The 12,382-nt window shown below is 71.9% G+C and carries 7 protein-coding genes; 3 read left to right on the forward strand and 4 right to left on the reverse strand.

What is annotated here, in order from left to right:
* Positions 1-91: 91 nt before the first annotated feature.
* Both ACWDY5_RS17890 and ACWDY5_RS17895 read right to left on the reverse strand, forming a co-directional pair.
* A complete protein-coding gene (locus tag ACWDY5_RS17890) occupies positions 92-3,157 on the reverse strand; it encodes a glycosyl hydrolase 115 family protein (RefSeq protein ID WP_449723289.1) in 3,066 nt (1,021 codons plus the stop codon).
* 118 nt (positions 3,158-3,275) lie between these two features.
* Entirely contained in the window at positions 3,276-5,264 is a 1,989-nt protein-coding gene (locus tag ACWDY5_RS17895) for an RICIN domain-containing protein (protein ID WP_449723290.1), read from the reverse strand.
* Positions 5,265-5,499: 235 nt separating this feature from the next.
* On the opposite strand from ACWDY5_RS17895, the gene ACWDY5_RS17900 reads away from it, so the two are divergent.
* From ACWDY5_RS17900 to ACWDY5_RS17910, 3 genes are read left to right on the forward strand one after another with little or no spacing between them, the layout of a single operon-like run.
* Positions 5,500-5,883, forward strand: coding sequence for a hypothetical protein (locus ACWDY5_RS17900; protein ID WP_449723291.1), 384 nt, complete (start codon positions 5,500-5,502; stop codon positions 5,881-5,883).
* A 55-nt stretch (positions 5,884-5,938) separates the two neighbouring features.
* Complete coding sequence (locus ACWDY5_RS17905; RefSeq protein ID WP_449723292.1) at positions 5,939-6,523, forward strand: carbonic anhydrase; 585 nt, start codon at positions 5,939-5,941, stop codon at positions 6,521-6,523.
* Positions 6,524-6,543: 20 nt separating this feature from the next.
* Positions 6,544-8,025 carry a SulP family inorganic anion transporter gene (locus ACWDY5_RS17910; RefSeq protein ID WP_449723293.1) on the forward strand — a complete coding sequence of 494 codons (1,482 nt, stop codon included), beginning with the start codon at positions 6,544-6,546 and terminating at the stop codon, positions 8,023-8,025.
* Between the two features lie 50 nt (positions 8,026-8,075).
* On the opposite strand, the gene ACWDY5_RS17915 is transcribed toward ACWDY5_RS17910, so the two are convergent.
* Together ACWDY5_RS17915 and ACWDY5_RS17920 are read right to left on the reverse strand one after the other, a co-directional pair.
* Complete coding sequence (locus ACWDY5_RS17915; protein WP_449723294.1) at positions 8,076-9,389, reverse strand: jacalin-like lectin; 1,314 nt, start codon at positions 9,387-9,389, stop codon at positions 8,076-8,078.
* A 14-nt stretch (positions 9,390-9,403) separates the two neighbouring features.
* On the reverse strand, positions 9,404-12,382 hold the full coding sequence (locus ACWDY5_RS17920; RefSeq protein ID WP_449723295.1) for a glycoside hydrolase family 3 C-terminal domain-containing protein: 2,979 nt from the start codon (positions 12,380-12,382) through the stop codon (positions 9,404-9,406).

A 12,382-nucleotide genomic window follows, 5' to 3' on the forward strand; every position in this document is an offset into this window, starting at 1 on the left:
GACCACACCGCCGAGGAGCAGTGCCCACCATTGCCTTGTCCGTCGCCGCAATGACATCGCAACCGTCCCGTGAGTCGAAGAAGAACCCGTGCTAGCGAGGCGAAGCCGAGGACCTGGCGCGGTGGCTCTCCGGCGGCCCGAGGTAGCTTTCGGCCAGCCCGCCGGTGTCCACCACCAGCTTCTGCACCACCACGGTCGGGTCCACCATCCAGAACTTGACCGTGTGCGCGCCCGGCTTGTCCACGGTGAACGTGGTCGCGCTGCGGTTGACCGCGTCGGCGGTGTGCAGGCCCCACAACGCGTTCATGGTCGTGTCGTCCACGCCCGCGGTGGTGTTCACGATCTTCGCGGGCTGGTCGTCGATGGAGACCGCGTACCGGATCCCGTTGCCGTACAGCACGTTGTTCCGCGGCGAGAGGTAGGACCACACGGTGACCGGTCCCGCGGCGCGCAGGTTGATCCGGTACTCCAGCCGGGGACCCGTCCCCGGGGTCTGCGCGGCCGCGGTGGGCGGGTCCGGGGTCATGCCCGAACCGGTGCGGCCCAGATCGGGCACCCGCAGCCAGGACACGCCGTTGCCGCCGACCGCCGCGGAGTGGTGGTCCGCCTCCATCGAGACATACCCGTTGGCCTCGACAAAACCGGTTGCAGGCGCGGGGCCCGCCGGATTGTCCAGCACGGCCTCGACCGTGACGGTGCGCCCAGCCCCGGTCACCGTGATCGGCACCCGGAACGTCCCCCACGGCGCTCGGGCCCAGTCCACCCGGATCGTTGCCCGCACCTGCTTGCCAACGGCGCCCTCGGCCGGGGTCGCGGTCAGCCACGGCACCGAGGTGCTGATGCGGTAGTCGAACGCGGTGGCGCCCCGGTTGAACACCTCGATGTGCTGCTCCGGCTGGGTCTGGTGCGGGCTGAACGCGGGCAGCACCGGCGCGGCGGCCGAGTTCGGCCACCAGTCCCGCGAACCCACGATCGCCACGCCCAGCTCGGCCGCGGCCGGCACGGAGACCCGTTGTGGCCGTGGGTAGATCTCATCCGGCGCGGGCGGGGACTGCCAGCTGGCGTCCTTGCCGTAGCGCTCCTTGTCCCCGTAGCCGAACTTGGTCTGGGTCTGCCAGCCGCGCCACTTACCGCCGGCCAGGGTGTTGTTGTAGTGCTCCGACATGGCCTTGTCCTCGGCCAGCCGGGCCGCGGCCAGGTCGGCCATGTCGTTGGCGGCCGCGCGGCCCTGGGTCCAGTACCGGCGGTTGAGGAACTGCGCCTGGCGCAACGCGTAGAGGTTCGCGGTGGCCTTGATCGGGTAGAAGGCGAGCTGGTAATAGGCGTCCTGGTCGGCGCGCGGCAGGGTGGCCCTGACCGACTCGGCCCTGGCGGCCAGCGACTGCCACTCGGCGGTGACCCGTTCCAGCTCCGCGTAGTTCTCGATGCTGAACGGGGTGGTGGTGTCGTCGGTGGTGACCGCGCCGGTGGCGGTGCGGGTCATCTTCCGGTTGGTGGACTCGGGTTTGCGGCGTGCTTGCAGCTGCCCGTAGGTGTGCAGCAGCCCGGCCACCGCCGGGGCCGCGGCGGTGGCGAAGTTCTGCGCCGCGAACTCCCGCTCCCAGTCGTCGATCCGGTCGGCGGTCAGCGCGGCCGGGTTCCAGGCGTAGTCGAGGAAGAACTGGGTCGGCCGCTCCATGTTCTTCAGGTCGCCGACGTTGGCCACCCAGAGCCGGTCCACCCCGTAGGCGTGCGAGGTGCGCAGCTGCTCCCAGGTGCCGGCCAGGTTGACCGTGTCCGCCCACTTGTAGTTGCGGCTGCCGCCCACGTAGTCGAAGTGGTAGTACAGGCCGTAGCCCCCGGCGTGCGGCGGCAGGTTCTGCTGGGGCAGCTTGCGCATGTTGCCCCAGTTGTCGTCGGCGAAGACCACGGTGACGTCGTCTGGCGCGCGCAAACCCTTGTCCCAGTAGCGCTGGACCTCCTTGTAGAGGGTCCAGACCTGCGGCACCTCCGCGACCGGGCGGCCCGCCTCCTCGGTGAGGATCTGGCGCTGGGTCGCGATGATCTTCTCCATCAGCTCGATCGCGTCGCCGTCGGGCAGCTTGGTGTCGCCGTTGCCGCGCATACCCAGGGTGACCACGCCCTCGAAGTCCTGGGCGCGCATGCGGCGGATGCCTTCCCGCCAGTACGCCTTGACCGCCTCGGGGTTGCGCACGAAGCTCCACTCGCCGGTGCCGCCGTGCGCGCGCGGGTTCCGGTTCCACTCCTCGATGCCGCGCATCATCGGCGCCTCGTGCGAGCTGCCCATGACCACTCCGTAGCGGGTCGCGGTGGCGTGGTTGGCCGGATCGTCCTCGGCGAAGGCCCTGCCCCAGACCGCCGGCCACAGGTAGTTGGCCTTCAGCCGCAGCATGACCTCGAAGACCTTCTCGTAGTACCGGCTGTTGAGGCCGTTGGGGTGGCCAGGGGCCTTGCCCGGACCGAACTGCCCCGGTGCCCAGGTCCCGGTCTGCGGGTCCTCGTCGTTGACGAAGAAGCCGCGGTAGCGCACCGCGGGCGTGCCCTGGCTGTGCCTGCCCGGCCGCACGTACAGGGCGCTGTGCTGCCGGGCCGGCACGTCGTTCCACCAGTGCCATGGCGAGACGCCGATCCGCCTGGACACGTCGTAGACCCCGTAGATGGTGCCCCGCTGGTCGCTGCCCGCGATCACCAGCGCTCTGTCCACAGTGGGCAGTGGGTTGGCCACCACCTGTTGCAGCGAGGTCTCCCACTTCCCGGCGATGCCACTGACGTCCAGCTTCCCGGCGGCGACCAGGCCGTCGATCAGCGGGCTCTTGCCGATGGTGCCGATCAGCACGACCTGGCTCTGCCGCGGCACCTGGTCCACCGACACGGCGGGCCGGACCCCGGTGACCCGGCCGACGTCCTCGCGCAGGTCGCCGACCACCCTGACCACGCCGGGGTGGTCCGCGGCGCTGACCACCAGCGGCGCGGCCCGGCCCGCCGCGGCGAGGGTGAACCCGTCGCGCACCGGGGTGTGGCTGAGGTAGCCGTCACCCGGCGCCTGTGCCTGGGCGGCCGGCACCGGCTGGGCCAGCGGCAGCACGAGCACGGCAGCGGCCAGCCAGAGCGCCGGCCGCGCCCGGAGAACCCGCGAAGACCTCGGTCGATACCGCATGCTGCTACCTCGCAGTCAGGAAGTCCCCGGGCGTAAGCGTTTTCGACCGTATGGGCGTCGGTTTTGCCTGGTCAAGAATTCCGCGCCGGAAAAGGAGTTCGACGCGGAATTCGACGGTTCATTTCGACTGCCTGACCGCCGTCCAGCGCTGGTTGTCCTTGGAGGTCGGCTGGTACAGGCCGATCCGCGCGCCGTCGGCCTGCGACTCGCCGGTCACGTCGAGCACCGCGCCGGTGCCCGCGTTGACGAAGGTCCAGCTGCCGTCGCCGGTGGAGGAGGGAATCCACCGGGCCTCCGGGCCGTCGGCCGCGCCGGGCCGCAGCACCACCGCGCCCCCGGCCGCGGCCAGACGCTGCCCGGTGGCGGCGTTGACCACCGCGAACTGGGCCCGGTTGCCGTAGCCACCGGACTTGCGCTCCAGCCGCCACACCTGGTCCGCGGCCGCCGGGTCGGTGGTGCGCTGCACCAGGTCCGGGCCGGCGGGTGCGAGCGACTTGCCGCTCTGCGCGCCGGTCAGGCGGTACTCGCCGCCCAGCGCGGCCGCACCGCGCACACCGCTCACCCCGCGCACCTGGAACGTGGTGACCGAGCGGGCGGGCACGGTCAGCGTGGCCTTGCCCTCGCGCACCCGCACCGCGGCCCCTTCGACCAGCGCGCCGCGTGCGTCGGTGACCACCGGCCGTACGCTGGCGTATGGCGACACCGAGGCGAACCGGGACAGGTCGAGGTTCACCGTCTGCGCCTGGTCGGTCTTGTTCAGGTGCACCACCGAGGTCAGCTCCGCGCCGGGCCCGCGCACCGCGGCCACGTCGGTGGTGGTGTCCACCGCGACCAGCCGGTCGCCGGGCCTGATGTGGTGGGTGAAGTTGCGCAGGGTGTGGAACTTGGTGTTCACCCTGGGCGCGCAGGTGGCGAGGGTGTCCTTGGGCCCGCAGTTGAACGGGATCTGCACCACGCCCCAGTTCATGCCGGCCGGCGACTCGCCGCCGGGCTTCATGTTGTCGTAGTCCTCGATCGCCTGCCACAGCTGCCAGCTGCGCGGCTCCAGCTCACGCAGGTCGTCGATCACCCGCTCGGCGATGCCCAGGCCGGGGTCCATGCTGGTGAAGCTCTGCCCCGATCCCCAGGAGCCGTCCACCTCGCTCATCCACAGCGGCTTGTCCGCGCCCTTGGCGATGTCCCGGGCCGAGGTGCGGCGGCCGGTGCCATAGGTGTGCACGTTCAGCTGCCCCACCTTGGCGCGCACCTCGGCCGGGTAGCCCGCCCAGTTCTCGGCGAAGATGCCGGGGTTGGTCTCATCCGGCGCCGAGACGGCCGCCCGCAACGACTTCGCCCGCAGCGCCGCGGCCACCGGCGGGATGACCTTGGCCTGCAAGCCGGGGCTCATGTGCGCGCCCTCCTGGCGACCGCCGGTCGGGTCGCCGTTGGGGCCCAGGGTGGTGCGCCAGTACGGGGTGTTGGGCTCGTTGAACGGGTCCAGGGTGCCGAACCGGATGCCGTGCGCGCGTTCCAGCTCGACCATCGCCTGGGTCAGGTAGGCGGCGAAGTCCTCGATCCGGTCCACGCGCAGCTGGTCGGCCGAGGGGTCGAAGCCGCCGGAGACGTAGCCGCTGACGGTCTGGAACCAGGGCGGGGAGTTGCTGAAGGCCTCCCAGTGGGTCACCTTTGACTTGATCCGGTCCACCCACCAGCGCTGCCTGGGGTCGGCCGAGGGGTCGAACAGGCGCGGGTCGCCGGGCCGCCACCAGTCGGTGTCCTTGCGCGTGGTGCCCGCCGGCGCCCGCCACCAGCCGGGCACGGCCGCGCCGGGGCGGAGGTAGGGCGGCACGTCGGGGGCGTTGCCGCCGCCGATGTTGTAGCGCGCCATGTTCAGCCGCAGCCCCTGCTCGCTGAAGAGCAGCTCGGCCAGCCGGTCGCGGATCTCCGCGGGGTAGCCCCCGGTGGCGTTGGCGAACCAGATCAGGCTGGTGCCCCAGCCCTGGAACGGCTGCTGCTGGTAGGTCGGATCGGGCCGGACGGTGGTCGAGGGCACCGCCGCCGCGGCCGGTGTCACCACGGCGGCGAAGGCCACTGCCGACGCGGCAAGGATGCTGATCAGTCTGGTCATCGGGTCCCCGTCGGCCGTGTGATGTTTACGTAAACATCTAGCCCCCCAAGTGACCCCCGTCAAGTGGGGGGTTGGCAGCACACCCGGTATGCTGGGATGATTGACGAACCATTCGGCACGCAACGGCGCGCGTCTCAGAATGCGGAAATTCTTCAGAAATTCACGGCGCTGAACTCGACTTCGCCGAATCGCTGCTGGACAGTATGATCAAGGACGAGTCCGAGAGGGGAGGACAGTGCGCGCGGTCTTGCTCGCGATTGTGCTGAGCCTGCTGGGTGTGCTCACCCCGGCCTGTGCACCCCTCGTCGACAACGCCGCCGTGCTGCCATTGTCCGGCCCGCACAACCCCGAGCCGTCGAAGGAAAGCCACCACCCGGCGAAGGAAAGCCACAAGCCCGCCAAGGAAAGCCCGAAAGAGGAATTCCCGCGCAAGGCCGCCAGGGAGGCGCCCGCCCGCCTGGTCGCCCGCCGGCCCCGCCCGGCCACTGAACTCCTTGCCGCACAACGGCCCGCGCACGACATCCGGCCGGACGCGCACCGTCCGCCGCACCGGGTGCGACCGGCCGAGCACCTGCGCGAACTGACCTCACCTCCGGCATTACAGGTGTTCCGGAACTGATCAGCACGGATGTCGCTGAACAGTTGAACACACACAATGCACAGTGAGGGATCCCATGGATATCCGTCGCCTGATCGAACGTGCCCGCGAACACCCCGTCCGGCGTCCGGAGAACGCGGGCCGCAGCCTCGCGGCCGGTCAGCAGCCCACCGCCTTGTTCATCACCTGCGCGGACTCGCGCATCGTCCCCTCGGCCATCACCGGCGCCGAAGCGGGCAACCTGTTCGAACTGCGCACCGCCGGGAACGTCATTCCCGAATACCGCGAAGACGCCCCCACCAGCGAGATGGCGACGATCGAGTTCGCCGTGGTCGGGCTCCGGGTGCCCGAGGTGATCGTGTGCGGGCACTCGCACTGCGGCGCGGTCAGCGCGCTGCACGGCGCCGCGATCGACCACCTGCCCACCATGCGCGGCTGGCTCGCCCAACACCGCCTGCCCGCCGCGGCCACCGCGGCGGACCCGGCGCTGCGTGCGGAGGGACAGCGGCACCTGCTCGCGCAGCTGCGCACGCTGGAGGCGTACCCGTTCGTCCGCGAGCGGGTCGAGGCCGGTGAGCTGCGGGTGCACGGCTGGTTCTACGACATCGAGACCGGTGCCGTGCTGACCCCCGCCGCGGCCTCGACCTTCCAGCCCCTGTGAGGCCGACCGTGACCAGGACGATGGAACCCACTCAGCAACACACTCCCCCGCTGCGCCGCCCCGGCTGGCGGCAGACCATCGGCCAGGACCTCGGCGCCTCGCTGGTGGTGTTCCTGGTGGCCCTGCCGCTGTGCGTCGGCGTGGCGGTGGCCTCCGGCGTGCCCGCCGAGCTGGGCATCGTGACCGGCATCGTCGGCGGCATCGTGGTCGGCCTGTTGCCGGGCAGCAGCTTGCAGGTCAGCGGCCCGGCGGCCGGGCTCACCGTGCTGGTGGCCGACGCGGTGGCCAAGCACGGCCTCGGCGCGCTCGGCCTGATCGTGCTCGGCGCCGGGCTGTTGCAGGTGCTGCTCGGCGCGCTGCGCTGCGGCACCTGGTTCCGCGCCATCTCCCCCGCCGTCGTGCAGGGCATGCTGGCCGGCATCGGGCTGGTGCTCATCCTCGGCCAGCTCTACCCGTTAGCCGGCGCCGCCCAGCCGGCGAGCACCTGGGCGAAGGCGGCCGGGCTGCCGGGACTGGTGGAGTCGGCGCTGACCACCCCGGCCGGGCTGAGCGCCCTGGGGGTGGGCGTGCTCACCGTCGTGGTGATGACGCTGTGGCAGCGCGCGCCGCGGCGCCTGCGCACCGTGCCGGGGGTGCTGGTCGGCGTGGTCGTCGCGGCCGCTGTCGCGCTGGCCGCCGGGCTGGACGTGCAGCGCATCCAGGTGGGCAACCTGCTGGAGCAGGTCCAGCTGCCGAACTTCTCGCTGCTGGATGCCGGGGTGCTGGGCTCGGCGCTGGTGTTCGCGCTGGTGTCCTCGGCGGAGAGCCTGTTCAGCGCCGCCGCGGTGGACCGCATGCACAGCGGGCCGCGCACCCAGTACAACCAGGAGCTGGTCGCGCAGGGCGTGGGCAACACGGTGTGCGGCCTGCTGGGCGCGCTGCCGATGACCGCGGTGATCGTGCGCAGCGCGGCCAACGTCAACGCGGGCGCCCAGACCAAGGCCTCCCGGGTGCTGCACGGGGTGTGGCTGCTGCTGTTCGCGGCGCTGCTGCCGGGCCTGCTGACCTACCTGCCGGCCGCGGTGCTGGCCGCGCTGCTGGTGCACGCGGGCTGGAAGCTGCTGGGTCTGCGCGCGGTGGCGGAGATGCTGCGCACCGACCGGGCCGAGGGCGCCATCCTGGTGCTCACCGCGGGCTTGATCGTGAGCACCGACCTGCTCACCGGCACCCTGGCCGGGCTGCTGGCCGCGGTGCTCAAGACCGCGTGGGACGTCTCGCACCTGTCCGTGACGGTCACCCCGCAAGGCCCGGAGGACGAGGTGGTCGTGCTCCGCGGCAACGCGACCTTCCTGCGGCTGCCCAGGCTGCTCGCGGTGCTGGAAGGCCTGCCGCTGACCAAGCACGTGCGGCTGGACCTCACCGGCCTGCGACACCTCGACCAGGCCTGCGGCCAGGCCATCGACCACTGGGTGGCCCGGCACCGCGAGGCCGGGCTGGACGTGCACGTGGTCAAGGCGGACTGAGGCCCCGCGCCTGGGCCCGGTCACCGCGACCGGGCCCAGGCGACCCCCAGTCAACTTGGCAGGTAGATCACGCCCAGCTGGTCGACCTCCACGCCGGCCCGGCCGGTGAACCCGGCGATGCGCCAGCCCGGTGGCGCGGTGAACGTCACCGCGTCACCGGTCGGCCGCCCCGCGCTGGCCACCCGCCCCCGGTCGGTGGCCAGCTGCGCGGAGAAGACCCTGGTGCGGCCGGAGTGCTGGCCCTTGGTCAGGGTCAGCCGGACCAGGCGCTCACCGGGGTCCAGGGTCAACGTGCTGGCGCTGCCGCCGGAACCGCCGTGCCGCAGGGTGGTCCCGTCCGCGCGGGTCAGCTCCACCGCGTCCAGGCGTTCCGCGCCGCGCAGCACCACCGCGCGTTCGGCCAACGGGCCGCTGACCCGGTCCAGGTCGGTGAACGGCGTGCCGTGCGGGCCGCCGAAGTGGTCGCTGAGCCGGATGCCCTCGGCCAGGGTGAACTCGAACCTGGTCAGGTGCGGGTAGTGGTCGGAGAGCGGTTTTCCCTTGGCGTCCAAGAACTTGGCGTGCTCGTTGTGGTAGGAGCGCGCGGCGAGCCGGAGCAGCCGGTTGCCCCGGTAGAAGATCTTGTCCACCACCTCGCACTCAGTGGTGACCGCGGCCGGGCCGCACACCAGCGCCGGTGCGCCCGCGGCCGGCGGCTGCCCGCCGCGGACCAGCTCGACCCAGGGATCGGTCAGGCCGGCGCCCGCGACCAGCTCGCGGATGTTGTCGCCGGCGCGGGTGTAGCGGGTGTTGGTGTCGCCGGTGACCAGCACCGCGTTGCCCGCCGAGTGGGTGGCGATGAACCGGGTCAGCTGAGTGATGTTCGCCCGGCGGGCGGCCAGGTCGGCCTCGGTGACGCCCGCGTTGGCGTGCAGGTTGTAGTGGTCCAGGTGCACGCCCTCGGCCACGCGCAGCCGGGAGACGGTGAAACCCTTGGGGGTCAGGCAGTCCGTGCCGTTGCACGCGGCCCACTTGACCCTGGTGAAGTCCTGCACCGGGAACGCGGACAGGGTGTTGAGCCCGTCCCCGATCCCGGCCCCGCCGCTGGTGGCGGTGCGGTGCGGGTGGTTGTCCCCGGCGTAGAGGGCGGCGTGGTAGTTGAAGTCCTCCTGCACGGCCACCACGTCATAGGGCGCCAGCCGGGGACTGATCAGCGGGGTGTTGACCGCCGGGTTGCCCGAGGAGATGCCCTCGGGCAGTCCGGCGATGTTGTAGGTGAGCACCGAGAAACCGCCGCCTGCGGCCGGGGCGGCCGCGGCGGGGGTGATGGGCAGGGTGAGCGAGAGGGCCAGTGTCAGCCCCGCCGCGGTGAGCCTCGTTCGCATGGCCGGACCCCTTGTCAGCGCAGGGAAAGGGAGCTGATCCGCAGGTCGCCGCCGAAGACCAGGTACACGTCCCGGCGGCCGTGCGCGCCGGTCAGCGGCGCGGTGATCGTGGTGTAGCGGTAGGCGTCCCCGGTGCTGGGCACCGTCGCGGTGCCGATCACCGGACCGCGCACCGGGTCGTCCAGCCGCAGCTGCACGGTGGTCTCCCCGGGCGCCGCCCTGGCCACCGCGGCGGTGAGGGACTTGGCGTTGAGCCGCACGTCGCTGAACTTGATCCAGTCGCCCGCGGTGGCGCCGACCGCGTCGCCGCGGGCCTTGCTCTCATCGACCAGGTCCACGCCCCGGTAGTCGTCGAAGTCGACGGCGCGGGCCGGGCCGGTCAGCTCGCGCGCCGGGATGGTCTCCCCGCGCACGAACAACGTTCCCTGCTGGCGGATGTCGGTGGCGGAGCGGCCGACCATGATGTCCTGCGGGCTGGTCTCCACCACCCAGCGGTTGCGGGTGACGTCCCAGTGCGCGAGGTCGGCGGCGCGCAGGGTCAGCCGCACCGTCTTGGTCTCACCGGGGTTCAGGCGCACCCGGTCGAACCCGCGCAGCTGCCGCAGCGGCTGCTTGTCCCGGGAGGCGCGCTGGTGGGTGTAGAGCTGCACGACCTCCTCCCCCGCCCGCGCACCGGTGTTGGTGACCTCAACGCTGACCGTCACCTCGCCGTCGGCGGCCACCACCGGCCTGCTCAGCCGCAGGTTCCGGTAGCCGAACTCGGTGTAGGACAGGCCGTGGCCGAACGGGTAGAGCGGGTTGCCGCGGAAGTACTGGTAGGTGCGGTCGTTCTTGATGATGTCGTAGTCCAGCAGGCTGGGCAGGTCCTTCTCGGAGCGGTACCAGGTCTGGGTGAGCCGCCCGGTCGGGTTGTGCGCGCCGAAGAGCACGTCGGCCAGCGCGTGGCCGGTCTCCGCGCCGGCGTGCGAGGTCCACAGCACCGAGGGCACGTGCTGCTGGATCCAGTTGATCGTGGTCGGGTAGCTGTTCTCCAGCACCACGATGGTGTTCGGGTTGGCCGCGCGCACCGCCTCGACCAGTTTCTGTTGTCCCGCCGCGAGGTTGAGGTCCGCGCGGTCGTCGTCCTCGCGGCCGCTGATGAACGGCATGCTGCCCACCACGACCACCGCGGCGTCCGCACCGCGCACCGCCCGCACCGCCTGCTCGACCCCGCTGCTGACGGTCTCCCTGGTGAAAGTGGTCGCCGCGGCCGGGGTCGCCGCGCTCACCGTGAGCTTGCCGTCCGCCCCGGCCACCACGTACTTCTTGTCGCCGAACCAGCCTTCGTCGGTCTCGTTGCCCGCGTACTCCAGCACGTGGCCCGCGCCGTGCGGGGTGAGCTTGAACTGCTGCTGGACGTACCAGCCGTTGGGCTGCTCGGCGTTGCTGACCAGTGTTCCGCCGGATCCGTAGGAGACGTAACGGTTGTTGGCCGCCGCGCGCAGCGCGAGCACGCCCTCGCCCCAGTCGAAGGAGTCGAAGTGCTGCCCGGCGCCCGCGCCGGTCACGGTCAGCGCGGACCCGTCGGCCGGGGCGGTGACGTAGCGGCCGTCCGGGGTGCGCAGCGCGATCCGGTCCACGCCCTCGTCGAAGGCGACCGAGCCGCCCGCGCCGAGCCGCTCGGTGATGCCCTGGCGCGGGGTGACCCGGTAGGGCAGCGAGCCGGAGTACCAGTCGGTGTAGAGGGTGTCGGCCAGCGGCCCGACCACCGCGACCTTCTTGGCCCGCGCCGGATCCAGCGGCAGCGTGCCGCGCTCGTTCTTCAGCAGCACCATGGCCTCGGCGGCGGCCTTGCGGTTGAGCCGCTGGTGTTCGGGGCTGTTCACCACGCCCTTGGTGATGTGGCCGTAGGGCCCGCCGCCCGGGTCGAACTCGCCGAGCCGGAACCGCACGCTCAGCATCCGCCGCACCGCGGTGTCCACATCGGACTCCGCGATCAGCCCCCTGCTCAGCGCCGTGTTCACCGCGTTGACCGTCTTGCTGGAGTCGGTGTCGTCGACGGTGAAGCTCTCCACCCCGGCCTTGAGCGTGGCCGCGTCGGCCTCGGCCCGGTCGGCGTAGTACCGCTGCGACTGCACCAGGTTGTTCGGCCCCGCGGCGTCGGTGACGTTGAACAGCTCCCGCTTGGTCCAGGAGCGGATCACCTCGTTGGCGTCGGCGTGCGCGGTGGCCGGGCGGCCGTTGATGAGGTTGTAGGCCATCATCACGCCGGTGGCCGCGTCCGCGGAGATCGCGGCCTTGAACGCGGCCTCCTCGTACTCCTTCTTCACCCTCGGCGGCAGGTTCGAGGAGGTGGTGGTGCGCCGGGTCTCGTTGTTGTTGGCCAGGTAGTGCTTGAGCACCGGGGCCGCGCGCAGCCGGTCCGGGTCCGGGCCCTGCACGCCCTTGCCGTAGGCGGTGGAGAGCACGCCGGTGAGGTGCGCGTCCTCGGAGTAGCCCTCCTCGTTGCGGCCCCAGCGCGGGTCGCGCAGCAGGTTGACCACCGGCGCCCACAGCTGAAGTCCCCACACGTCCGGGTTCTCCGCGTGGTAGCCGCGGGCCTCGGTGCCCACCACCGCGCCGACCTGCCGGACGAGCTCCGGGTTCCAGGTGCTGGCCAGCCCGATCGCCTGCGGGAACACGGTGCCGGCCGCGGTGACCACCGAGCCGCCGGTGGACCTGTCGGTGGACCAGCCGATGCCGTGCAGGGCCTCGGTGCCGGTCTTGAACGAGCGCACGCCCAGCCGGGGGATGGCCGGTTGGTACTGGTGCAGCAGGGAGACCTTCTCCGGCAGGGTCAGCCGCCGGAGCAGGTCATCGACCCTGGTCGGCAAGGGCAGTCGGGGATCGCGGAAGCGGTGGTCCGCCTCGGCCTGGGCGGTGGGGGCGAGCACACTGGCGCAGGCCAGCACCGCGAGCAGCGCGGCGAGCCCGCGGCCGGTGCGGCGTCTCCTCGGTCGGGACAGGGCAGCCAC

This window comes from Crossiella sp. NPDC003009 (assembly GCF_053591555.1).

What these genes read in the sequence shown, in the direction of transcription:
- ACWDY5_RS17915 (WP_449723294.1), bottom strand. Translation starts at nt 9,389, where the DNA reads ATGCGAACGAGGCTCACCGCGGCGGGGCTGACACTGGCCCTCTCGCTC.
- ACWDY5_RS17910 (WP_449723293.1), top strand. Translation starts at nt 6,544, where the DNA reads ATGGAACCCACTCAGCAACACACTCCCCCGCTGCGCCGCCCCGGCTGG.
- ACWDY5_RS17890 (WP_449723289.1), bottom strand. Translation starts at nt 3,157, where the DNA reads ATGCGGTATCGACCGAGGTCTTCGCGGGTTCTCCGGGCGCGGCCGGCG.
- ACWDY5_RS17905 (WP_449723292.1), top strand. Translation starts at nt 5,939, where the DNA reads ATGGATATCCGTCGCCTGATCGAACGTGCCCGCGAACACCCCGTCCGG.
- ACWDY5_RS17895 (WP_449723290.1), bottom strand. Translation starts at nt 5,264, where the DNA reads ATGACCAGACTGATCAGCATCCTTGCCGCGTCGGCAGTGGCCTTCGCC.